The organism is Vagococcus sp. CY53-2 (genome assembly GCF_022604695.1).
In the GTDB taxonomy this organism is placed as follows: Bacteria; Bacillota; Bacilli; order Lactobacillales; family Vagococcaceae; genus Vagococcus.
Genome location: NZ_JALAHP010000001.1, coordinates 648,870 through 673,241, shown reverse-complemented (window position 1 = coordinate 673,241; position 24,372 = coordinate 648,870). Strand labels below are relative to the sequence as shown.

Genomic DNA, 24,372 nt, shown 5'->3' with positions numbered 1-24,372 from the left:
TTTTTCGTAGAATATCTTATTTTGTCATGTTGACCAGTTGCCGTAGGATAAAAAACTAAGAAGATTTGTAAAAATAACATTATTTTTTCTTTTGTGTGAGGCAAACTGATATTATGACAAAATTGGATGAAAGTAGATGATGGATAATGAATCAAAAGGAATTAGAACAATTGGTGATAAAAAATAAATCATATTGTAGTGAAGGTCAAAACGCTCATTATATCCCAGCTCTAGCAAAAGTGAATCCCAACCAGCTAGGGATAACTTTGTATAATATAAAAACAAGGGATATGTTATCAGTAGGTGATTCTTCTGTTAAATTTGCTATTGAGAGTATCTCAAAAGTGCCAGCATTATTGTTAGCCATTGAGGACAATGGTTTGTCTAATGTATTAAACCATATAAACACTGAAGCCACTGGTTTTTCTTTTAATTCACCTCTTAATATGGAAATAAATCACGATAAACACCCACTTAATCCTTTTGTTAATATAGGGGCTATTGAAACAACATCGTTAATTCAGGGAAGTTCTCCTGATGACTGTTATAGTAGATTGCTAAGCTTTATTAAAGAAATCTGTCATGATAATACCATTTCTTTAAATGAGGAAATCTATCAGTCAGAGGCAAAAACTGGAGATATTAATCGTTCACTAGCTTATTATTTAAAAGGGAATAATATGCTCTCAAAAGAGGTTGAAGGCGTATTGGAAGTTTATTTTAAGCAGTGTTCTTTGAATGTAACTACTGAAAATATCGCCATGATGGCAAGTGTTTTAGCCAATAAAGGAATTAAACCATGGGATAATAAGCGACTTATCTCAGAGGAATCTGCCACACTGGTTAAATCTGTTATGACAACTGCTGGATTGTATGATGAGTCGGGTGAGTTTTCTGCACATGTTGGTATACCAGGTAAGAGTGGTGTTGGTGGGGGATTGATGGGTGTCTCGCCCAATCAATTTGGGATTGGAGTATTCAGTCCGCCACTAGATAAGTCAGGAAATAGTTTGGCAGGGGTGAGATTATTAAAAGACGTAGTAACTAAATTACATATAAATATCTTTGATTAAGAAACTAAAATCATATTAACGTATCCAAAGTGGTTAAAAAATTAATTTGAAAATGTTTTTATGAGACAAAACTATAATTTGTTTAGATAAAACTATAATTTGTTTCTTAAAAAAATGAGACCTCAGTATTATACTGTATCTATAAGTTATGAGGGAGGGAAACAAATGGGCAATAAATTAAAAAAAACATGGTCTGACATTGTTCGATATAAGGCCTTAATTTTGATGGCTTTACCAGGCATGATTTGGTTTATTTTTTTCTTCTATATTCCAGTAATGGCTAATGTGGTTGCCTTTAAAGATTTTAGAATATCTCCAGATGGTTTTTTTGCTAGTTTAAAACAGAGTCCTTGGGTTGGGTTTGAAAATTTCAAATTTTTATTTGCCTCAAGTGATGCGTGGTTAATTACTAGAAATACATTGGTTTATAATATTGTATTTTTAGCATTTAATTTGTTTTTTGCTATAGCGTTTGCCATTATCATGAGTGAGTTGAGAAATAAACGAGCAGTAAAAGTTTATCATACGATGTCTTTACTGCCGTATTTCTTGTCTTGGGTAGTTATTTCCTATTTTGTATACGCATTCTTAAGTCCAGATAAAGGTATCATTAATCATTTGTTATTATCAAATGGAAAAACATCAATTAATTGGTATGCTGATCCAAAATGGTGGCCATTAATTTTTGTTATCTTAAATGTATGGAAGAGTCTGGGATACAACAGTATTATCTACTATGCATCAGTTATGGGGATTGATCCAACATATTATGAAGCAGCAATGGTGGACGGTGCAAGCAAGTGGCAACAAATCAAAAATGTGACCATTCCACAAATTATCCCAATGATGAGTGTGTTATTAATTTTAAACATTGGAGGTATCTTTAGAGCAGACTTTGGAATGTTCTATTCTGTTCCAATGAATTCTGGTGCATTGTATCAAGTGACATCTGTGCTGGATACTTATATTTACAATGGTATGACGGCAACAGGGGACATTGGGATGTCAGCTGCGGCAAGTTTATATCAATCAGTTGTAGGAAGTATCTTATTATTAGGGACTAATGCAATTGTTAGAAAATTAGATCCAGATGCAGCATTATTCTAATGGAGGTGAGTAATATTGAGAGAAAAAAAGAAAGTTAAGAAGGTTGAAATACGTGCTTTTAGTCCAAAAGTGGATTTGTTTTTCAGTATCTTAATCGCGTTATTTGCTATTTCTTGTTTAATCCCATTTATTTTTGTCATTATTATTTCACTGACAGGTGAATCGGCATTAACAGCAAATGGATATAGCTTTTTCCCAAAAGAGTGGTCATTTGAAGCATACAAATATATTTTTTCTGGAAACATGTCAGCTAAAATTGTACGCTCATTTGGAGTGACTATTTTCGTCACAGTTGTGGGAACAATTGTAAATGCTACCATAACTAGTTTATACGCTTATGCGATTTCTAGAAATAATTTTCCATTTAAACGATTTTTTACACTGTTTGCTTTAATTACGATGTTATTTGTACCTGGTATGGTGGCAAATTACTTAGTGATGAGTAACTTACTTCAATTAAAAGATACGATATGGGCATTGATTTTACCGTTAGCCCTTGGACCATTTAATATTTTGGTTATGCGGACTTTCTTTAGAAAAAATGTTCCAGATAGTATTATCGAATCAGCTAGAATTGATGGCGCGAGTGAATTAAAGATTTTTGTTCGTATTGTATTACCACTTGCAGTACCAGGTATTGCAACGATTAGTTTATTTGCAGCCCTTGGGTATTGGAATGACTGGTTTAATGCGTTACTTTATATACAAAATGACAACTTAATTCCATTACAGTATTTATTAATGAAGATTCAAAATAACTTAGACTATCTAGCACAAAATGCAGGAATGAGTGCTCAAGTATCAGGAGGTCTAGCAGCCTTACCAAGCGAGTCAGCTCGTATGGCGATTGTCGTGATTTCAACATTACCTATAGCAATAACCTACCCGTTTTTCCAAAAATATTTTGTTGGCGGATTAACAATTGGTGGAGTAAAAGAATAACTATTTAGGAGGAATTATTAGTGAAACATGTAAAGAAATTTTTATTTGCGTCGACTGCGATTGTGGCAACCCTTGCGTTAACAGCTTGTGGTGGAGATAAAAAAGCAGATGATAAAAAAAGTAGCGGAAAAGATGGTGATGTCACCACTTTATTGATGTATCAAATTGGCGATAAACCAGAAAATTATGATGAGTTGATGTCAATTGCTAATAAGCAAATTGAAGAAGCCATTAATGTAAAAGTTGATTTACAATATATTGGTTGGGGTGATTGGGACAAGAAAATGAGTACCATCATTGCTTCAGGCGAAAACTATGACATCTCTTTTGCTTCAAATTATGTGGCAAATGCGCAAAAAGGTGCTTATGCTGATTTAACTGAATTAGCTCCTAAATATGCTAAAGATGCTTATGAGCAACTGGATGAAGCTTATATTAAAGGAAATACAATTGATGGAAAATTATATGCTTTTCCAGTGAATGGGAATGTGTATGGTCAACAAGTTCTAACATTTAATAAAGAGTATTTAGATAAATACAATTTAAACATTGATGATATTAAATCATATGCAGATGCTGAAAAAGTATTAAAAGAATTTCATGAGAAAGAACCTAGTATAGCGCCATTTGCTATTGGACAATCATTCCAATTATCAGGAGATTATGATTACCCATTAGGAAAAGAATACCCATTTGCTGTGAAAAATGATAGTAAAGATGGTATCAAAATTATTAATCAATATGACGATCCAGACTTTGTGTCTAACTTAGAATTAATGCATAAATGGTATGAAGACAAATTGATTCCAACAGATGCATCAACAAACACAACGGGTTATCCTTTAGAAGGTAATACTTGGTTTATGCGTGAAGAAACACAAGGACCAATGGATTATGGTGATACAATTTTAAGTAATGCTGCTGGTCATCCATTAGTGTCAAAAGCAATTACTAAGCCATTAAAAACAACAGCACAAGCTCAAATGGCAAACTTTGCTGTATCAAACGTTTCTAAAAATAAAGAAAAATCAGTCGAATTTTTAGGATTATTAAACAGTGATCCAACTTTATTAAATGGATTAGTTTGGGGTGTTGAAGGCAAAGCGTGGGAAAAAGTTGGTGACAATCGTATTAAATTATTAGACGGTTATAAACCAAATATGCATATGGCCGCTTGGAATACAGGGAACAACATGATTTTATACACACAAGATACATTACCAGAAGAAAAAATTAAAGAACGTGATGAAAGCATCAAAAATGCAGAAGTGTCACCAATCTTAGGATTTAACTTTAATACAGCTCCTGTAAAAACTGAAATTACTAACATTGCAAACGTCATGAATCGTTATAAAGCAAGTCTAAATACCGGAACAGTTGATCCAAAAGAAACATTACCGAAATTAAATAAGGATTTGGAAACGGCAGGATGGGATAAAGTACAAAAAGAAATGCAATCTCAATTGGATGACTTTTTAAAGACAAGTAAATAATAGAGAAAGACTGAAACGAGCAAAAGTGTTTCAGTCTTTTCACATTATTATCATTGAATAGGTATTAAATAATGGTATGATATAAAAAAATAGAAGAGGTGAAAGTGATGATTGACAAAGGATTTAAAGGTGTATGGTTAATAGTTAAATTAAATTTATTATTTGTTCTATTTAGTTTATGTGGACTAGTTGTGTTTGGTGTAGGTCCAGCACTTCAAATGATGAATGATTTATTTGTTGAATCTGAATTTGATTACAAAGAAATAACGTTTCATAAAGCGTGGGAATCATTTAAAGGTCATTTTGTTCGGAGTAATCAATTATTTTGGTTATACAATGGCTGTTTAGCTATTTTATTTTATAATTTATACCTATCTGTCCAGCTTAAGGGATTGTTATGGCTAATCATCGACTTTTTATTATTAACCATGAGCTTACTCATTTTCGTGTCTTATCAATATGTATTAGTGTATGAATCAGAGTATGAGTTACCGATATTACAGTTAATTAAATTATCGTGTATTAGTGTCTTTTTAAGTTTTTCTTCTTTTTTAAAATTATTAATTGGGATTGCTATTATTTTAGGATTTAGTTGGGGGATGAAAGGTTTATTGCTTTTTGCTACATTTGCACTGTGGACAGCATGGAATAATATTGCAACAAAACATAACCGAGAGTTTGTTGAAAAAAGGTTAGTGGGAAATGAAAGCTAAATTACATCGTTTATTTTCAAAAAATATTTTAATGAATCAATTAATGACAATTTATAGTTTGCTATTAGTAGGGTCAATTGGGATTATTTTAATAGGTTATACGATTTTAACAGTTAATTTTACTAGGGATGATTCCAAAAAAGTATTAGATACAGTCTCTAGAGAATTAACAGCATCTATTCAAGTGAAAGATGCAACGTTGTCTGGGATTTTATGGGATATTGCGTTAACACCAAATCAATTTGATAATTTAAATCAATTTATGACGTTACCCATTAGTGAATACGTAGAATATTCATTGGATAACTGGCGTGAAACGAATAATAATGATTTTTTCCCAAATGTGTTAAATAATTTGTTTTATAGTTTTCCATCAATTCAAACAATCGACATCGTGTGGGATGGAAGAGAGGATTATTTACATGCTGATACTAGAAAAACAAATGGTGTGTTTTTACAAGGGAAACCGGTAATATCAAAGGACTTCACTTTATCACGACCAATTCCTATACCAAATACACGTGAGATGGTGGGGCATATTTATGTGACGTTTGATGACATGTTTTTATCAAAAGACTTAGCCAATGATTATGCTGTTAAGACATTTGTATTTGATACTGGGCATCAAGTGGTGTATGAACATGGAACATCACTGAATGATAAAAAAATTAATCAGATAGTAGAAAATTTTCAAAAAACAGGTGACCTGGATAGAACAACATTACAAAAAGAAGCAGTCTTTAATGATGAGGTAGTTAAGGGCTTGACTGTGTTAACTATTTTAGATAAATCAAACGTGACGAAAGATATATTACACTCGCTAATTCCTGTATGGGGAGTGGGATTATTTGTCATTGCTTTTTTATTAGTCAGTTTAAAAAGGGTCTTTAGTAACTATGCTAAAAAAGTAAACAGTATTGTATCAGTTACTAAAGAAGTCAGTCAAGGAAATTTATCGGCACAAATTGATACAACAGATATGAAAATGGAATTATGTGATTTATCAGATGCGGTGAATGATATGATTGTGAGTTTAAATCAATATATTCAAGATGTGTATGTTTTAGAGGTTAAACAGCGTGATGCTCATTTACGCGCGTTACAGTCACAAATTAATCCTCATTTTATGTATAATACATTAGAATATATTCGCATGTATGCAATTAGCAAGGATCAAATGGAGTTGGCGGATGTTGTTTTTGCTTTTTCATCGTTGTTACGAAATAATATCGATCAAGCTAAAACCATTGATTTAGAATCAGAATTAAGTTTTTGTGAAAAATACGTGTACTTGTACCAAATGCGGTTTCCAGACAGTGTTGCGTATCATTTTATTATTGATGAATCACTCAAAAATTTTACGATTCCAAAATTTATGATTCAACCCTTGATTGAAAATTATTTTATTCATGGAATGGATCACTCGCGTATTGATAATGCTATTAGTGTCAAAGCAACGACACATGACTCTTATGTTGAAATTTTAGTGGAAGATAATGGAAAAGGGATCACAACAGAAAAATTAAAAGAAGTCACAGAAAAACTAGAAGGTAGTGATACATTATTATCTGGATCAATTGGACTGGAGAATGTGTATCAGCGTATGCAAAACTACTTTTCAAATGGCGTTGAATTAGTAATTGAATCACAAATTGGTGTGGGAACTAAAATACAAATCATTATTTATCAACCGAAGGATGTGAGTGTGGATGTATAGCGTTTTGTTAGTTGATGATGAGTACATGATTTTAGAGGGGTTAAAAAAAATCATCCCATGGAATGACTTAGGATTTGAAGTGGTTTCTACTTGTCGTAGAACAGAGGATGCGATTTGTTATCTGGAGAATCATTCTGTTGATTTAGTGATTACCGATGTTAATATGCCTGAAAAGTCAGGGATTGATTTGATCCGTTACATGAAAGAAACAGGCATGACCCCAGAAATACTGATTTTATCTGGCTATCAAGAATTTATGTATGTAAAGCAAGGACTCGAGCTTGGCATTAAAGGCTATTTGTTAAAGCCGGTGGACAAAAATGAACTAACTGAAAAAGTAATGATGATAAAAGAAGAGTTAAATCATGATAGACAAGAAAAACAAAAAGAACGTTTATATAACGAAATGCTATTAATTAGATGGTTAAATGATGAGTTAAATGAATCAGAATACCATAATTTTATTCAGCATTTTGATGTAGAGAAACTTGATGATTATGCTGTTATTATCTGTGCCAATGACGTTTATACGGATACTATAAGGCAATATAGTTTGGCGATGGGACAAAAATTATGTGTAATTCAAGAAAACGAAGACACGTTTTATACGATTATTGTGTATCATGGCTCTAAAAAGGGATTATCAACTTTTTTATTACAGATGGATCAGACAATAGAAGAAGATTATCAATTAAGTGTGGGTGAATTGGTACAGGAGTGGGAAAATGTTTATGAAAGTTATGAACAGGCGTTAGCTATGATGACTTTTTCTGTGTTTTATGATAATAAACAAATTTTGAGTAACTCATCAACAAACGTGTTGAATCTACTTGATGATGAGACATTCGAGTTTATGTCTTTTAATAAAGCATTAATGGTTGGTGACATGAATGAGACGATTACCAAATTAAAAGGGATATTCTCTCAAATGCGACAACTTGCTTTTCTACCTGATAACGTCCGTCATGTCACGTTTTTATTATTTACGGATATTTATCGCCGCTTCCCTTCATTAAGTGTAGCGATTTATAATGAAACATTAGAAAAAATAAAGCAATCTCATAATATTAAAGAGTTAGAAGATTGGCTGATTTATTTACTTGAACTAACTGAAAGTATGGATGAGAATATGCAACGTTACTCAGAACTAGTTCAAAAGAGTATGGATATTATCGATAAAGAGTACAAGAAGGATTTGACTCTTAAGCGACTATCTGAAGAACTTCATGTTAATTCAGTTTATTTGGGCCAACTTGTTAAAAAAGAAACCGGACGTAGTTTTGCTCAGGTGTTAAACCAATTACGTATTGAAAAAGCTCAGGATATGTTATTGCATACTGATTTAACAATTAATGAGATATCCTTTGAAATTGGGTATAATAATATGACGTATTTTTTAAAAATGTTTCGTAAATTAAATGGTATGACGCCAAAAGAATTTAGAGAAAAATATAAAAAATAACACATAATAAAAGTAGAATTAAGAAAATAGTACACGAAAAGTGGTGAGCTGATGGAAAAGCAAATGTTTCGATTACTAAATTCGACAAACCAACAATTATTAACTATATTGGAACTGATTTCTGAAAATAAACGATGGTATACAACAAAAGAGATTGGATTACATATCAATGTTACTGAAAGAACAGCTCAAAGGTATATACACCAAATACGTGAATTGACGGTAGCATTTAATGATTACTCAACAAAAAATGTCATGATTTATTTTGAAAAATATCGTGGCATTTATCTAGAGAGTGAGTCTGGATATATTGAATTAAAGAATTATATTTTTGAGCAGGACGAGACCATTCAACTTTTAAAGCACCTTATTGTAGAAGATGGTGTAATAATTGATCAATACGTAGTAGACTATTATATTAGCGTTAATTCTGTTAAATCATCGCTTAAAAAAATTAAAGTTTTGTTTGAATTGTATGACTTGACTCTGTCTAGACAAACATACGCTATTATTGGCAATGAAAAACAAATCAGATTAATTATTTATATTATGATGTGGACATTATATAAAGGAATGAAGTGGCCATTTGAAACAATTAATGAGCATATTATGTATCAAACGGTTGATTTGTTTTCTGAAACGAATCACTTAACTTTTTCTGTTATTCAGAGAAAACAATTAGCTTACGTGCTATCAACAAATTTAATTCGTCTTAGAAAAAAACATTTTATAGAGATGGAAGAAGATTGGCGAAATTATGTTAATATGGATGTTTTACTTGAAAAATTATCCTTTTTGAAAAATTTAATGCAAGAATTTAATATTTATTCTGAGTCAGAAGTTTATTTTTATGCTGTTGTCTCACAAATTAAAACCAAATTTTACGAGTCTTCCATTTTTAAAGAGGAAATATTGTCTTATCATAAACGTCAACAATCAGACGTTTATTTGGCTACACAACAATTTATGGAATTGTTTCAAAAAACGTTTAGTAAGATACCGACTGATTTACTAGATCGTTTTTTTATTACCAGTTTTTGTGCACACATGTTTTCACGGTTATTTAAACGAGTTCATGTTGACGTGGATGGTCATTATGTTATTAATGAAATAAATGATCGGTATCCAGTTTTAAAACGTAAGATGTTAGAGATGATTCATCAGTTATATAAAGACACAGGAAATGATTTATTTCTGATGAAAGACTTTTTGTTACAAAAATATATTTTACTTTTTTCATCAGTTAAGCCATTAACATATTATGAATCAGAAATTACAATTTATCTCGATACAGATTTGCCCTATTTTGTAATACGAGATATAGAAGAAAGAATTATGCATCGTTATAAGTATGATTATCATATAGTATTCAAGACACTTAATGAAACAAAACGAATAGATTTGGTTTTAACTAATATTCCAAATACTTTAGAAGAAATGAATCGCTATTCTCCACATGTCCAATTATTTGATTATCCAATTAAAGAACGTGATTTAATAGACATTGGAAAAAAATTACAACTTTTGGTACAAGAGAAAAGTGACATGATTCGGCTTTAAGAAATATACGTTTCTTAAAGCCTTTTTTATCGCTTTGTTGTTGTATTCTTAATAAAATATTAAGAGATTTGTAGGGTTATCTTATTTTAATTTGAAACTATCTATTATATACTTTAATTTACAGGTGATTTGAAGTATACTTGATAGTTGAAGAATCATGAGTTACTTGTGATTAAAAGTTTTATTTATAAAAATTGGAGGACGAAAACATGTGTGGATTTGTCGGATATATGAACCAACCAGGTATTGATCCAACAGTCATCAAAAAAATGGCGGATCGTATTGTACATAGAGGACCAGATGATGAAGGATTTTACCAAGATGACGTTATCTCAATGGGATTTAGACGCCTATCAATTATTGATTTAAATCATGGACAACAACCAATGACTAACCAAACCAATACAAAAGTATTAACGTTTAATGGTGAAATATATAATTACGTAGAATTAAGAGAAGAATTACAAGAATTAGGTTACGAATTTAAAACAGAAGTGGATTCTGAAGTATTGATTCATGGCTATGATGCTTGGCAAGAGGGATTATTAGACCGTATTCGTGGAATGTACGCGTTTGTTATTTATGATTCTGAAAACGGTGAAGTCTTTGGAGCACGTGATCACTTTGGTATTAAACCTCTTTACTACTTTAAAAATGAGGATACCTTTATGTGGGGATCAGAAATAAAAGCCTTTTTAGATCACCCATCATTCGTTAAAGAATTAAATGAGGAATTATTACCAATTCATCTAAGTTTTGAATACATTCCAAGTGACGAAACATTATTCAAAAATGTTTATAAAGTTAATCCAGGTCATTATTTCAAATTTAAAAATAACGATTTAGAAGTGAATGAATACTATCACTTCACATTTGAAGAAGAACAAAAAATGACCATGGATGAAGCAAAACGTGACATTATCGATACAGTAGACGAATCAGTGAAAAAACACATGATTGCAGACGTTGAAGTGGGAAGTTTCTTATCAAGTGGGATTGATTCAAGCTACATTTTAAATGAAGCATCACAAGATAGAGATATCCAATCATTTTCATTAGGATTTGACGATAAAAACATCAGTGAATTAGAATGGGCACAAGAATTTGCAAAAGAAATTGACCAAAAAAATACAGCTATCATGATTAATGATGAAGATTTCTTTGGTATTATTCCTAAGGCAATGTATCACATGGATGAGCCTTTATCTAACCCTTCTGCGATTCAATTGTATTTCTTATCAAAAGAAACAAGTAAGCATGTAAAAGTGGCTTTGTCTGGAGAAGGAGCCGATGAATTTTTCGGTGGCTATAATACCTATTTAGAAGCAGGAACATTTAAAAAATATGAAAAGTTTACGACACGAAATATGCGTCAATTGTTCGCTCAAACAGCGAAACGTTTGCCACATTTTCATGGTCGCCGTTTCTTAATTCGTGGGGCACAAGATATCAGTGAACGTTATTATCGTGTGAATTATGTGTTTAACGAAGCAGAAAGAAATGACTTGCTAAAAGATACGCGTTTTAACAAATCTTCATCGTTATATGTAAAAGATTTATTTGATGAAGCAAAAAGCAAAGATGATGTCACTAAAATGCAACATTTTGATATTCATGGATGGTTAGCTTATGATATTTTACATAAAGCAGACCGTATGAGTATGGCTAATTCATTAGAGGTTAGAACACCTTTAGTGGATAAAGAAGTGGCTGAAATTGCAAAGCGTATGCCAACTGATACGCGTGTTGACATGAAAAACGGTGTGACAAAAATTGCTTGGCGTGAAGCTTCTGAAGCTAAATTACCCGATCGCATTGTAAATCGTGAAAAATTAGGATTCCCGTCACCACTTGCTTCATGGTTAAAAGAAGATAAATACCAAGAGATGTTAAAAGACGCATTTAATTCTGATATTGCAAAAGAATTCTTTAATGTCGATTACTTAAATCGTTTATTAGAAGAACAAAAACAAGGAATAGCAAATATGCAAAAAATATTTACTATTTACACATTTATTGTTTGGTACCGAGTTTATTTTATTGAAAATTAATTAGAAGAAGGGAACCGATTATATTGACTCAAAAACAAGATTTTATCCCAGTGTTGTTAGGGGGAGATTTGAATCTGTATGGGATGGCCCGCTCATTTTATGACATTACAAATAAACCAGTCCGGACAATCGCCAGCGCCTCTATTGCACCAACAAAACATACGAAAATATTAGCTATCGAAGTTGTACCAAGTTTTGATACAGATCCAACGTTTATCGAAACCATGAGAGAAGTCGCAAAAGAGTATAAAGATTCTGATGTGCCAGTTATTTTGATGGGAATGGGAGATTGGTATACAGAACTTATCTCAAAACATTTAGAGGAATTATCTGAAACGTTTGTTTGCCCATACATCAATAAAGAGTTAGAAAAACAATTAGTTAATAAGCAAGATTTTTATGATATTTGCGAAAAGTATGATTTACCTTATCCAAAAACGAAAATTATCACTCGTCGTATGGTGGAAAATTCTGAAGCTACACAGCCTTTTGATTTTCCGATTGCGTTAAAACCAGCAAACAGTGTGTCATGGAATGATTTTACCGATCCGATTAAGGAAAAAGTTTATATTATTGACAATATGACAGAATATAATCGTGTTATTCATGGCATCTATGGAGCTGGATACAAAGACAATTTAATCTTACAAGAATTTGTGGAGGGCAATGAAAGTCCAATGCGTGTGTTAAATTGTTATGTTGACAAAAATCATCAAGTAAAAATGATGTGTTTAGGTCATCCATTACTTGAAGACCCGACACCACTTGGTATTGGCAATTACTTAGCTATTATGCCTGATTATAATGAAGCGATTTATAAACAAGTAAAAGACTTTTTAGAAGATATTAAATACACAGGTTTTGCAAACTTTGATTTGAAATATGACATTAAAGACAATACCTTTAAATTCTTTGAAATTAATTTAAGACAAGGAAGAAGTAGTTTCTTTGTAACGCTTAATGGATTAAACTTAGCTGAGTGGGTTGTGAGAGATTATATTTATGATGATTTAAAAGATAGTGATACAGTTTATGCCAACATCCCAGATGATAAGGGGCAACTATGGCTAAATGTACCAATCGATATTTTTGATAAATATGTTCCTGAAACACAATATAAAGATATTGCTAGAGAGATGATAGCCGATAAACGCTATGGTTATACTTTCTATTATGATGGAGATCGTAGTTTAGGTCGTTATTTATTGCTTCAGCGTATGTTTAGGTATTATCGAAAAGCGTTTAAAAAATATGGTAAGTAAGGTGGGATGATATGGAACATTTCTTTACCGTCATTGGAGGTATGGGAACTAAAGCAACAGAATTATATGTCAAGATGGTGAATGATAAAACACCAGCCGAAAAAGACCAAGATTATTTAAATTATGTTTTAGTTAATTATGCCACTATTCCTGATAGAAGTTCTTATATAATGGATAAAGAAAATAATGAAAATCCATTACCATACTTACTTGATGTGATTAAAACATATGATAAGTTATCGCCAGATTTCTTTGTTTTAACCTGTAATACAGCGCATTATTTTTTTGATGAGTTAGAAAAAGCAACAGACAAACCACTTCTTCATATGCCAAAATTGGCTATTTCAAGAGTCAGTGATGCGTATGCAAAAAATGCACGTGTCGGGATTATTGGGACAGAAGGAACGATAAAAAATAAGATTTATGATCCTTTTATTGAAGAAGCTGGTTTCAACGTCGTTCATCCAACAAAAGATATCCAAGATAAAGTGAGTACGTTAATTTTTGATAAAATTAAACACTTAGATCAATTAGATCATGACTTATATCATGAAATACTTGATGATATGTTTAATGAACTAAACTGTGATGTCATAGTGTTAGGTTGTACAGAATTATCTATGATGGAAGACGCTGAAAATCAGATGAATGAGCATGTCATTGATCCACAAAATGTCTTAGCAGAAGAAACAGTGGCACTAGCTTTACAAAATAGAAAATAATAAAAAGATGACCTTGTCTGCGGATGATGTCATCTTTTTTTGTGTAAAACTAGTATATTTTTAAGGGTTGATTTACAATGAGACTAATAAAGAAAGGAATGAGTCTATGAAAACAATAACGAAAGAAAGTTTATTTGAACTAAATAGTTTATCCCAACCTATTTCAGTGGGAAATATCATCTTTTTTATGGAGCATTCGATTAATAAAGAGAGTAATCAATACGAATCTCGTATTTATAGTGTAGATAAACAGACAAAAGAGCGTCGATTATGGAGTGGTGAGGAGACTTCAATTAGTCAGTTGAAAATATCACCAAATAAAAAATGGCTAAGCTATGTGAGTAAAGTTGGCAAAAAACTTCATTTAAAAATCCAATCACTAGATGGAGGTAGTGCCTATAGTTTGATGCAAAAAGATTCTTTTTCGGATTACATTTGGAATGAATCAAGTAGTGCGATTTATTTTGTCCAAACGAAATCAACTGATGAAAAGAAAGAAGAAAAGATTTTAGAGCAACCAAAAAGATGGAATAAATTGATTTATAAACTAGATGGAGCTGGATTATTAGACTTGAACGCGACGTATCAATTAAGTAAGATAATGCTAGCAACGAAAGAAGAAAGCATCCTATTTGAAACTACTGATGAAATCAATTTAACCTATGTTTCTAAAGATGAAAGCTATGTGTTACTTGGACGAGATAAAGAACCACAAGATGAGTGGGATTATGGTAGTACATTGTATAAATATGATTTATCAACAAAATCTCTGATGAATTTAACAGAGTCATTGCCTAAAGGAAGTTTTTATTATGGTAAAATGAATCCTACTGAAGAAGATTTATTATTAGTTGGAAATACCTTTGAATATGGTTTTGTTACCCAAAATAAATTGTATCACTATGACATGAAAAGTGGTTTCTTAACCTGTTTAACTGAAAGCTTAGATGAAGAAGTAGGTGACGCTATTGTTGGAGATTTCCAACAACAAGTAAGAGGAGTCGATATTGACTTTTTAACTTCTGATACTTTTATTTTCCCCGTGACTCATCATGGTAAAATTGTGTTATACAAGGGTGATTTTGATGGTAATTTAAAAAAAATATATGATGAAAAAAATCATCTAACAGATGCGTATTTAACAGGTAGTGAACTGATTGTGACGTATTCAACATTAATAGAGCCATCAGTTTTAGCGACTTTATCTTTAGAAGATGTCACATTAAAAACAGTATACAATCCAAATGAGTTAATTTTAAAAGATATGATATTATCAACACCACAAGAGTTTTGGTACGAATCTGAGGAGGATGTATCCGTTCAGGGATGGTATGTGCCACCTGTATTAAGTGAAAAACAGCATCCAGCCGTTCTATATATTCATGGTGGGCCTCAAGTATGTTATGGTGAAACGTTCTTCCATGAAATGCAATACCATGCGGCAAATGGTTATGGCGTGATTATGTTAAATCCAAGAGGTGGACAAGGTTACGGCCAGGAATTTGTTAGTGCGATATTAGGAGATTATGGCAATAAAGACTATACGGATTTGATGGTAGGGTTAGATGCTGTGTTAACAGAACATCCTGAAATTGATGAGAAAAAATTAGTGGTTGCTGGTGGAAGTTATGGAGGCTTTATGACAAACTGGATTGTTGGCCATTCTAAACGATTTCAAGCGGCAGTGACACAACGTTCTATTTCTAACTGGATTAGTTTTTATGGGACAAGTGATATTGGGGCATTCTTCGTAAAATATCAGTTATTAACTGATTTACCAAATATTTCAGATATGTGGAAGTTATCACCATTAGCTTACGTAGAACATGGGCAAACACCTTTACTTGTTTTACATGGAGAAGACGATTTACGTTGTCCAAAAGAGCAAGGTGAGCAGATGTATACAGCGATGAAACGCTTTAACGTGCCTACTGAAATGGTTGTGTATCCGAAATCGAGTCATGGCTTATCAAGAGGAGGATTACCTCATTTACGTTTAGCTCGTCTGACAGATATTTCATCATGGTTTGATAAGCATTTAAACAATGGAGAGACAATAAAATGAGTGTAAAAGACAAAACATTAGCAATGTTAGAAAATCATCGGGGAGAGTTTTTCTCCGGTGAAAAACTAGCTGAAACATTAGGTGTTTCAAGAAATGCTGTTTGGAAGGCGGTTAAACAATTAGAAACAGAAGGCTATCCAATTAAAGCCGTAAAAAGTAAAGGGTATTCACTAGAAGAAACAAGTGATAAGTTGTCTCTGCAGGGAATGTTACCATTTTTGGATAAGTCGATTGATTCAAGTTTAATTCAAGTTTATGAGTCGATTGATTCAACCAATAATTTAGCAAAAGAGTTAGCTGTGTCAGGAGCTGCAAATGGGACAGTGATTATTGCAAACGAACAAACAAAGGGGCGTGGAAGATATGGGAAAACATTTGAATCGCCAAAAGATTCAGGTATTTATATGAGTATCATACTAAGACCTGAAGAGATGCCGCAAATTGATCCATCTCTTATGACAGCCTATTCAGCGGTTGTTGTCTCAGAAGTGTTAGAACAATTATCCGGTGAAATAATAGGTATAAAATGGGTTAATGATTTGTTTTTAAATGGAAAAAAAGTATGTGGTATCTTAACAGAGGCGGTTAGTAATTTAGAAACTGGACGTTTAGATTGGATTGTAGTCGGTATTGGTATTAATGTATCAACTAAATCTGAGCTATTTTCAAAAAACGTTCAATCTGTTGCAACAGCATTGTTTAACAATAAAAATACGATAAGAAATAAAATTGCTGCTAACGTTATCAATCAATTTTTCTTACAAGCTTCTAACATGATGCAAAAAAGTATGATGCAACAGTATCGTGAAAAATCTATCGTAGTTGGTCAACTGGTTTCCATTGTGTCAGGAGCAGATTCTTATGTTGCTCAAGTGGAAGATATTAAAGATAATGGCTCTTTGATGATTAAATTGTCTAATGGGGAAACAAGAGAGTTGAGATTTGGTGAAGTGTCGTTAAAACTATAATAGTCACCTTTTTTTATTTTTTTAGTTGACTAACCTTTTCTTTTTGTTATAATAAAAAATGAAAAGGGGAGAAATAATGACAAAATTTAAAACATTTGATTTAACAAAAATTGCTTTATTTACTGCTGTGATAGTTGTCTTATCACAAATTAGTATTCCAATGCCATATGGTGTCCCAATGACGTTACAAACATTTATTATTCCATTGGCAGGCGTATTACTTGGAAAAAGATCAGGCACTATGTCCACAATATTATATGTTTTGTTAGGATTAATTGGTTTGCCTGTTTTTGCAGGATTTTCTGGAGGAGCTGCTATTGTATTTGGTCCAACAGGAGGTTTTATTTTAAGTTTTCCCATTATGGCATATATTGCAGGTTGGTTTGCAGAACGTGAGAATATTGTGTTCCTATATATAGGATTATTTTTAGGAGCGATGATTAATTTTTTAGTAGGCTTTATTGTGTTTCATCTTGTAACGGGAAGTAGCTTATCTGTGGCTTTTGCAGCAACAGTGTTACCATTTATTCCAACAACAATTATAAAAGTTATTGTCATTGGATTGGTATCACAAAAATTAAGACCGTTAGTAAAAAATAAAGTATTAGTATAGAAAAAAAGTTGACTAGAAAGCCTTAAAATAGAAAAAAAACCATGAAATCCGTTAATTCCAACGTTGATTTCATGGGTTTTTTATTTTGTTAGTTGAGTGTTTTTATTTAAAAAATCATTTTCTAGTCAGTCTTTTTTGTGTTATTGAGCTGATAGTAGGTAGTTTCCAAAGGCTTCTTTGTCATATCCGGGAGAAATTCTAACACGTTTTAAAGCAAATAAGCCATCATTCTTACTAGCATATCCAGGTTCGGTAGTCAGTGCTAATTTATACCCCACATTTTCTGCTTCTTTTTCAACTCGTTCATCATATCGACCAGCTGGATAACAAACGACTGATGTATTCTGATTTAGAGTAGTATCCATCCAAGTTTTAGAATCTGCTAGCTCTGTATGAATTTGTTCATCACTTAATGTGTTTAAATCCAAATGGCTTACAGTATGACTTTCGATTGAAATAAAGCCACTGTCAATCATTTTTTTCATATCGTCTTCATGAAAATAATATTGATTATCTAGTTTTGAGGTAATGTAATTAATAGTCGCATTCATTTTTAAATCTTCTAATATTGGAAAGCCTTCAGTAAAATTATTTAAGTAACCGTCATCTAAAGTAACCCAAACGATATTTTCTTTTGGTTTTTTATTTTCTGTTAATACAACGTAGGCCTCTTCAGGAGTTAACGTATAATAATCATGTTCTTTCAGCCATTCCATATGTTGTTTAAATTCTTCAGGTGGGAGTTTCAAGGTGTTACCATCATCACTTTTAGTTAAACTATGATACATTAAAATTGGAAAAGAAATAGTTGTATCGCTGGTTATCCAATTAGACGTATCAATGTCACCAGAATGTTTTTTCTTTTCAGATGTCTGAGTTGTTTCTTGGTTTGCTACATCAACTAAACTAGATGATGCGGTTGTTTTAGCAGTCTTTAGTTGATTATGTGGTTGAAATAATTTTACACCCAAAATAATAAGTTCAACAGATAATAGGATAACTAAAAACCATAGTATTTTTTTCTTCATTTGTTGCCTCCTTGTCTTGTCTATAGTATCAAAGCACTCTTTAGATTGGCAAGTATTTGTTGAAAGAATTGAGCTATGTTAAACTGTTTAAGGTGAGTTAAGCAGAATTAATAGATAAAATAGAATGGAAGTGTTTGGGTGAAACAATCTCAATTTAAATGGGAAGAGCAATCATTATCTGAAGAACAACAACAACTTATTGAAGTGTTTAAAGAAAATAAATTTTCTCCAATTATGAGTGAATTATTAGTAAAACGTGGTGTATCAACTTTAGAAGAAGCACAATCTTTTTTGACCCCTACATTAGCAGCTACACATGACCCTTTTTTGTTATACGATATGGACAAAGCCGTTAGTCGTATTCAACAAGCTATCGAACAAGGCGAAAAAATCTTAATATATGGTGATTATGATGCAGATGGTATTACCAGCACAACTGTGTTAAAAGAAGCAATTGAATTGATTGGTGGAGAAGTAGAGTATTATTTACCAGATCGATTTGTTGATGGGTATGGACCTAATATAGAAGTCTATCAATATTATATTAATCAAGGAATTAATTTAATTGTGACAGTCGATAATGGTGTGAGTGGTCATGAAGCGTTAATGTTTGCAAAAGAGCAAGGAGTAGATGTGATTGTCACAGATCATCATGAGTTGCCAGCTGAATTACCTGAAGCGTATGCAATTATTCACCCAAGACATCCGTTGGGAGAGTATCCATTTAAAGATTTAGCAGGAGTTGGTGTAGCATTTAAAGTTGCCACTGCCCTTTTAGGTGAAATTCCTATGGAAAGCTTAGATTTAGTGGCAATTGGAACAGTAGCTGATTTAGTTTCTTTAACTGGAGAAAATAGAATATTAGTTAGTTCCGGATTGAAAATATTAAAACAAACTGAGCGAGTTGGCTTGCATGCTTTAGCAGAAATTGGGAACTTAGATTTAGCCAATGCAAATGAAGAAGCGATTGGATTTGGCATTGCCCCTAGATTAAATGCAATGGGACGATTAAAAAGTGCTATGCCAGCTGTAGAGTTAATGACAACATTTGATGATGAAGAGGCAATGAGTATTGCAACAGATATTCAAGAAACCAATGCTGAACGTCAAGCTTTAGTTAAAGATATTACAAAAGATGCTTTAGAAATGGTTGATGCTATGGGAGAGTTGCCTATCTATGTTTTGTATAAAGAAGAGTGGCATGAAGGGGTATTAGGTATTGTTGCAAGCCACATTGTCAGACAAACACAACGACCAACCATTGTTTTAACGAAAAACAATGATACACAATTATTAAAAGGATCTGGAAGAAGTATTGCTAACATTGATTTATTTCAAGTTTTATCACAAATAAAAGAGCAATTTGTGTCTTTTGGTGGACATCATATGGCAGCAGGGCTATCATTTGAGTCGGGTAAATTAGATGAAATTAAGAATGATTTGATTAAGATTGTGTCTCCTTTAATAACGGATGAAACCAAAGAAATTTTAACAATTGATGCGAGACTTGAACTCTCAGATATTTCAGTTGAACTAATTGAGGAATTAACTCAGTTATCTCCTTTTGGAACAGGTAACCCATCACCACATTTTTTATTTGAAAAAAATCAAGTGAATGGAATGAAAAAAATTGGGACAGATAACAATCATCTAAAGGGACAATTAGTTCAGACTACTAGTCAAATTGATTGTATTGCATTTGGAAAAGGGGATGCAATAGATGAACTAGTGACAGGGGAATCGGTTGATGTAGTAGGAAAGTTATCCATTAATGAGTGGAATGGGTTTAGGAAAGCTCAATTAATGATGGAAGATTATCAGGTATCTGGCATTCAAATTTTTGATATGCGTGGTGGCAAAACCAATGATTTTGATCAGCTATCAATTAATCCTGCTTATGTCATTTTTAATGATGAAACGCCCGTAGATAATATACCGACAGACCGTTTGTATCATGTTAAAACTAAAAAAGATATTGAGATTTTAAAACAATTTAAAGAGATGGTGTTTGTTGATTGCCCTTATGATTTAGAAGTAGTTTCATCTTTAGTGTCATTGTGTGATATTCATCGTTTGTACTTGTGGATAAACGTCTCGACAGAACATTATTTATCAGGCGTTCCAACACGAGAACAGTTTAGTAAAGTGTTTAAATTGGTTCAAACGCAAGAAAGTCTAGATGTGCGTTATAAATTAATAGAGCTATCCAATTATCTACAAATATCTAAAAATCATTTAATTTTTATCATAAAAGTGTTTTTTGATTTAGGATTTGTTACAATAGAAGATGGTTTGATGAGTAAAGTTGCCAATCCTAGTGCTAAAGCTTTAGAAGAAAGTGACGTTTATCAAGCCTACCTACATAAAATTGACATGGAAAAACTATTTTTATATAGTAATGTAGCAGATATTCGTCATTGGATATCGCAACAGGAGGAAGACAGATGAATTTAAAAGATTATATTGCTAGTATCCCTAATTACCCTCAAGAAGGTGTTGTCTTTAGAGATATTTCGCCGTTAATGGGAGACGGAGCAGCCTATCAAGAAGCCACAAACCAAATTGTAACATATGCTAAAGAACGTGGAGCTGAAATGGTTGTTGGACCAGAAGCTCGTGGTTTTATTATTGGTTGTCCAGTTGCTTATGAACTAGGTATAGGGTTTGCACCAGCTCGTAAAAAAGGAAAATTACCTCGTGAAACGATTGAAGTAGACTATGGTTTAGAATATGGTGAAGCAACATTAACACTTCATAAAGATGCGATTAAACCCGGTCAAAAAGTGATTATTTGTGATGATTTATTGGCAACAGGCGGTACAATTGCAGCCACAATTGAATTAGTGGAGCAATTAGGTGGGGAAGTAGTTGGATGTGCTTTCTTAGTGGAATTAAATGAGTTAAATGGTAGAAAAAAAATTGAAGATTATGATATTCTAGCATTAATGGATTTCTAGATATAGAAAAAAACGATAAGGAAGCTATTTCTTATCGTTTTTTTTGTTTGTAGAGTAAAAATATTGTCGTAATTCTCTGTGAACGCGTTTTATATCTTCAGGGGACTCTAAAATTAACAATTTACCGTGGTCAGTAGTTAAATTTTTTTTAATATCTGGTAGACGTTTTTTGAAACGGTTGTTCCATTTATAAAGTTTGAACATACGTTTAATGGTTTTTTTTCGTTGGGTAAATGTTTTATTTTTAGTAAAACATTGAGTAAAAGCTCTCTTGGTAACACGATACTGTGTCAGATAGATAGGATAATCAAGAATGATAATTAAATCTGCTTCTTTTGTCGCTTTGTCTGTCCAGTGACTAACTTGAACGCCTTCTACAATCCAATTAGGTAGTTCAGAAAGATGGGTATTAAGTTGATGGTAACGCTTGTTTTTATCTTTTATTTTTAAGTAGTCATCTAAAGAGATTCCTTGTATGTGATACTTTTCTTGAAGCTTAATAGCTAAAGATGTTTTACCGCTACCTGCATACCCAATAATTCGTATTTTCATTCTAATTTGATTCTCCAGTCAATCTTTCTGTACATATCGTACAATAAATGCTGGTCTTTTTCAATAAAATACACTAATAAAAAAATTAATGATAAAAGAAGTGGTGATATTATTAAATTGTTTGTTGACAATTTTTAGTATCATGGGTATGATATGGAGTGTAATTTAATTGCCGCCTTAGCTCAGCTGGTAGAGCACCACCATGGTAAGGTGGGGGTCGTCGGTTCAAGTCCGACAGGTGGCTTACAAAGAAGAAATATCACTAGGATGATTTCCTAGTGATATTTTTTATAGTTTTTTAACAAATTCAGATTTTAATTTCATTGGTCCAAATCCATCAACTTTACAGTCAATGTCATGATCGCCTTCTACTAAGCGAATATTTTTAACTTTAGTTCCTTGTTTGATTGGTTGACTAGCGCCTTTTACTTTTAAGTCTTTGATAACTGTGACTGAGTCACCATCTACTAACGGATTTCCAAACGCATCTTTTTTTACAATCTCTGTTATTTTTTCTTCTTCTTTAGACCATTCATGTGCACATTCAGGACATACATACATTAGTCCATCCTCGTATGTGTAAGTTGATTGGCATTCTGGGCAATTTGGTAATGTTTCCACTGTCTTACCCTCCTTTCGACCATTTATTTTATTGTATCTTATTTGTTATAAAAAAGAAAGTTGCATTTAAAAAGTTAAAGATTCATGTTTAAATATAATAAGGTATTTGGATTTTTATTATAATCATGTATAATGATAGAAGCAAATTTAAATAAAAGGAGGCCCCTTTTTTGACTGATAAAAATGATGACTTTAATCGTGAAGATGAACATAAGACGGGAAAAGAGTTGAAGGATTATGTTCTTGACTCAATGCAGTCAGAGGATGCAGAAAAAGAAGAACCAACCAATCATACAACAAATGATACCTATAAACGTAGTAGAGAAAGAAGTTCTAGTAGAAGGCAAGAACAAAGCTATAAGGGACGTAAAAAAGAAAATAACATGGTAAAAAAAATTGTACTAATTATTGTAGCCGTTCTTATTTTGACATTATCTATTGCTGGATTTTATGCGTATCAATATTTTACATCTAGCCTAAAGCCGTTAGATAGTAGTAATCAAAAATTAGTCCAAGTGGAGATTCCTCAAGGGAGTAGTAGCAAGCAAATTGGTCAAATATTAGAAAAAAATAAAATCATTAAAAGTGGTTTGGTTTTCTCATATTATGTCAAGATGAATAATAAAGCAAACTTCCAAGCAGGTTATTATCAAATGTCTCCAAGTATGACATTAGAAGCAATTACCAATAGTCTAGAAGAAGGTGGAACGGATGAGCCAGTATCGTTAGCAGATGCTAAAATCACAGTTCCTGAAGGATATTCTGTTGATCAAATTGCTGAATTATTTAGTAAAGAAACGAAATTGCCTAAAGATGATTTCCTAAATGTCATGAAAGATGAGGATTTCTTTAATGAATTAGTCAAAAAATACCCTGATCTCCTAACTAGTGCAAAAGAAGCTAAAGATGTCAGGTATCGTTTGGAAGGGTATCTATATCCTGCTACCTATTACTACTATAAAGATGTCCCAATTAAAGATATGATAACGCAAATGGTTGATAAAACGAATCAAGTATTAGCTCCATATTATGACCAAATTAAAGAGAAAAAAATGACAGTACAAGAAGTATTAACACTTGCTTCTTTAGTTGAAAAAGAAGGTGTAACGCCTGATGACCGACGTAAAATTGCTCAAGTCTTTTTAAATCGATTGGCAATCGATATGCCGATTCAATCTGATATATCGATTCTTTATGCGATGGATGAGCATAAAGTTCATCTATCTGAAAAAGATACACAAGTTGATTCACCATATAACTTGTATACTAATAAAGGGACTGGACCAGGGCCATTTAATAACCCTAGTCAACAAGCTATTGAATCTGTTCTAAATCCAGAAGCAACGGATGCTCTATATTTTTTAGCTGATGTATCAACGGGTAAAGTGTACTACGCTAAAACATATGATGAACATTTAGCGAATAAAAAAGAGTATATTGATGACAAAAATAATTAATTTTTATGA

General features: G+C 32.3%; 20 protein-coding genes and 1 tRNA gene. 18 read left to right on the top strand and 3 right to left on the bottom strand.

Annotated features, from left to right (window positions below):
* Positions 1-146 precede the first annotated feature (146 nt).
* The 14 genes from glsA to MN581_RS03175 all read left to right on the top strand — a co-directional run bounded on the left by glsA (position 147) and on the right by MN581_RS03175 (position 17,748).
* Entirely contained in the window at positions 147-1,073 is a 927-nt protein-coding gene (gene glsA / locus MN581_RS03240) for a glutaminase A (RefSeq protein ID WP_117973090.1), read from the top strand.
* A gap of 165 nt (positions 1,074-1,238) precedes the next feature.
* On the top strand, positions 1,239-2,180 hold the full coding sequence (locus MN581_RS03235; RefSeq protein ID WP_117973089.1) for a sugar ABC transporter permease: 942 nt from the start codon (positions 1,239-1,241) through the stop codon (positions 2,178-2,180).
* Positions 2,181-2,195: 15 nt separating this feature from the next.
* Positions 2,196-3,122 (top strand): carbohydrate ABC transporter permease, encoded by a 927-nt coding sequence (locus tag MN581_RS03230; protein ID WP_117973088.1) that lies wholly within the window; start codon positions 2,196-2,198, stop codon positions 3,120-3,122.
* Between the two features lie 59 nt (positions 3,123-3,181).
* Positions 3,182-4,615, top strand: coding sequence for an ABC transporter substrate-binding protein (locus MN581_RS03225; protein ID WP_304466099.1), 1,434 nt, complete (start codon positions 3,182-3,184; stop codon positions 4,613-4,615).
* A gap of 107 nt (positions 4,616-4,722) precedes the next feature.
* A complete protein-coding gene (locus tag MN581_RS03220) occupies positions 4,723-5,328 on the top strand; it encodes a DUF624 domain-containing protein (RefSeq protein ID WP_117973087.1) in 606 nt (201 codons plus the stop codon).
* A complete protein-coding gene (locus MN581_RS03215; protein WP_241699181.1) occupies positions 5,318-7,045 on the top strand; it encodes a sensor histidine kinase in 1,728 nt (575 codons plus the stop codon). The genes MN581_RS03220 and MN581_RS03215 overlap by 11 nt, the downstream gene beginning before the upstream one ends.
* Complete coding sequence (locus MN581_RS03210; protein ID WP_241699180.1) at positions 7,038-8,507, top strand: response regulator transcription factor; 1,470 nt, start codon at positions 7,038-7,040, stop codon at positions 8,505-8,507. The genes MN581_RS03215 and MN581_RS03210 overlap by 8 nt, the downstream gene beginning before the upstream one ends.
* A 51-nt stretch (positions 8,508-8,558) precedes the next feature.
* Positions 8,559-10,067: a helix-turn-helix domain-containing protein gene (locus tag MN581_RS03205; RefSeq protein ID WP_241699179.1), complete on the top strand. Its 1,509-nt coding sequence runs from the start codon at positions 8,559-8,561 to the stop codon at positions 10,065-10,067.
* A gap of 209 nt (positions 10,068-10,276) precedes the next feature.
* On the top strand, positions 10,277-12,118 hold the full coding sequence (asnB, locus tag MN581_RS03200; protein WP_117973083.1) for an asparagine synthase (glutamine-hydrolyzing): 1,842 nt from the start codon (positions 10,277-10,279) through the stop codon (positions 12,116-12,118).
* An 83-nt stretch (positions 12,119-12,201) separates the two neighbouring features.
* Positions 12,202-13,380, top strand: coding sequence for a carboxylate--amine ligase (locus MN581_RS03195; protein WP_233519180.1), 1,179 nt, complete (start codon positions 12,202-12,204; stop codon positions 13,378-13,380).
* An 11-nt stretch (positions 13,381-13,391) separates the two neighbouring features.
* Complete coding sequence (locus MN581_RS03190) at positions 13,392-14,102, top strand: amino acid racemase (RefSeq protein ID WP_117973081.1); 711 nt, start codon at positions 13,392-13,394, stop codon at positions 14,100-14,102.
* A 106-nt stretch (positions 14,103-14,208) separates the two neighbouring features.
* Positions 14,209-16,167 (top strand): S9 family peptidase, encoded by a 1,959-nt coding sequence (locus MN581_RS03185; protein ID WP_241699178.1) that lies wholly within the window; start codon positions 14,209-14,211, stop codon positions 16,165-16,167.
* Positions 16,164-17,135, top strand: coding sequence for a biotin--[acetyl-CoA-carboxylase] ligase (locus MN581_RS03180; protein ID WP_241699177.1), 972 nt, complete (start codon positions 16,164-16,166; stop codon positions 17,133-17,135). Before MN581_RS03185 ends, MN581_RS03180 begins: the two co-directional genes overlap by 4 nt.
* A gap of 76 nt (positions 17,136-17,211) precedes the next feature.
* Positions 17,212-17,748, top strand: coding sequence for a biotin transporter BioY (locus MN581_RS03175; protein ID WP_241699176.1), 537 nt, complete (start codon positions 17,212-17,214; stop codon positions 17,746-17,748).
* Between the two features lie 140 nt (positions 17,749-17,888).
* Here the strand turns inward: MN581_RS03175 and MN581_RS03170 are convergent, their stop codons facing one another.
* On the bottom strand, positions 17,889-18,776 hold the full coding sequence (locus tag MN581_RS03170) for a polysaccharide deacetylase family protein (RefSeq protein WP_117973077.1): 888 nt from the start codon (positions 18,774-18,776) through the stop codon (positions 17,889-17,891).
* A 138-nt stretch (positions 18,777-18,914) separates the two neighbouring features.
* Between MN581_RS03170 and recJ the strand changes: the two genes are divergently transcribed.
* Positions 18,915-21,224, top strand: coding sequence for a single-stranded-DNA-specific exonuclease RecJ (gene recJ / locus MN581_RS03165; protein WP_147340779.1), 2,310 nt, complete (start codon positions 18,915-18,917; stop codon positions 21,222-21,224).
* Positions 21,221-21,733 (top strand): adenine phosphoribosyltransferase, encoded by a 513-nt coding sequence (locus MN581_RS03160; RefSeq protein ID WP_117973076.1) that lies wholly within the window; start codon positions 21,221-21,223, stop codon positions 21,731-21,733. Before recJ ends, MN581_RS03160 begins: the two co-directional genes overlap by 4 nt.
* A gap of 24 nt (positions 21,734-21,757) precedes the next feature.
* On the opposite strand, the gene MN581_RS03155 is transcribed toward MN581_RS03160, so the two are convergent.
* The gene (locus tag MN581_RS03155; RefSeq protein WP_117973075.1) at positions 21,758-22,285 is read right to left on the bottom strand and encodes a hypothetical protein; all 528 of its coding nucleotides are present in this window, start codon (positions 22,283-22,285) and stop codon (positions 21,758-21,760) included.
* A 171-nt stretch (positions 22,286-22,456) separates the two neighbouring features.
* Here MN581_RS03155 and MN581_RS03150 point away from each other — a divergent pair.
* Positions 22,457-22,529, top strand: a tRNA-Thr gene (locus tag MN581_RS03150).
* A 44-nt stretch (positions 22,530-22,573) separates the two neighbouring features.
* Here the strand turns inward: MN581_RS03150 and MN581_RS03145 are convergent.
* Positions 22,574-22,906: a zinc ribbon domain-containing protein YjdM gene (locus MN581_RS03145; RefSeq protein WP_117973074.1), complete on the bottom strand. Its 333-nt coding sequence runs from the start codon at positions 22,904-22,906 to the stop codon at positions 22,574-22,576.
* Positions 22,907-23,076: 170 nt separating this feature from the next.
* On the opposite strand from MN581_RS03145, the gene mltG reads away from it, so the two are divergent.
* Positions 23,077-24,363, top strand: coding sequence for an endolytic transglycosylase MltG (gene mltG, locus MN581_RS03140; protein ID WP_233519177.1), 1,287 nt, complete (start codon positions 23,077-23,079; stop codon positions 24,361-24,363).
* The last annotated feature ends 9 nt before the right edge of the window (positions 24,364-24,372 follow it).

Coding starts and splice junctions, on each gene's coding strand:
- MN581_RS03210 (WP_241699180.1), top strand. CDS start 7,038: ATGTATAGCGTTTTGTTAGTTGATGATGAGTACATGATTTTAGAGGGG.
- MN581_RS03160 (WP_117973076.1), top strand. CDS start 21,221: ATGAATTTAAAAGATTATATTGCTAGTATCCCTAATTACCCTCAAGAA.
- MN581_RS03175 (WP_241699176.1), top strand. CDS start 17,212: ATGACAAAATTTAAAACATTTGATTTAACAAAAATTGCTTTATTTACT.
- MN581_RS03185 (WP_241699178.1), top strand. CDS start 14,209: ATGAAAACAATAACGAAAGAAAGTTTATTTGAACTAAATAGTTTATCC.
- MN581_RS03215 (WP_241699181.1), top strand. CDS start 5,318: ATGAAAGCTAAATTACATCGTTTATTTTCAAAAAATATTTTAATGAAT.
- MN581_RS03180 (WP_241699177.1), top strand. CDS start 16,164: ATGAGTGTAAAAGACAAAACATTAGCAATGTTAGAAAATCATCGGGGA.
- MN581_RS03155 (WP_117973075.1), bottom strand. CDS start 22,285: ATGAAAATACGAATTATTGGGTATGCAGGTAGCGGTAAAACATCTTTA.
- MN581_RS03195 (WP_233519180.1), top strand. CDS start 12,202: ATGGCCCGCTCATTTTATGACATTACAAATAAACCAGTCCGGACAATC.
- MN581_RS03205 (WP_241699179.1), top strand. CDS start 8,559: ATGGAAAAGCAAATGTTTCGATTACTAAATTCGACAAACCAACAATTA.
- glsA (WP_117973090.1), top strand. CDS start 147: ATGAATCAAAAGGAATTAGAACAATTGGTGATAAAAAATAAATCATAT.
- MN581_RS03220 (WP_117973087.1), top strand. CDS start 4,723: ATGATTGACAAAGGATTTAAAGGTGTATGGTTAATAGTTAAATTAAAT.
- MN581_RS03235 (WP_117973089.1), top strand. CDS start 1,239: ATGGGCAATAAATTAAAAAAAACATGGTCTGACATTGTTCGATATAAG.
- MN581_RS03170 (WP_117973077.1), bottom strand. CDS start 18,776: ATGAAGAAAAAAATACTATGGTTTTTAGTTATCCTATTATCTGTTGAA.
- asnB (WP_117973083.1), top strand. CDS start 10,277: ATGTGTGGATTTGTCGGATATATGAACCAACCAGGTATTGATCCAACA.
- MN581_RS03190 (WP_117973081.1), top strand. CDS start 13,392: ATGGAACATTTCTTTACCGTCATTGGAGGTATGGGAACTAAAGCAACA.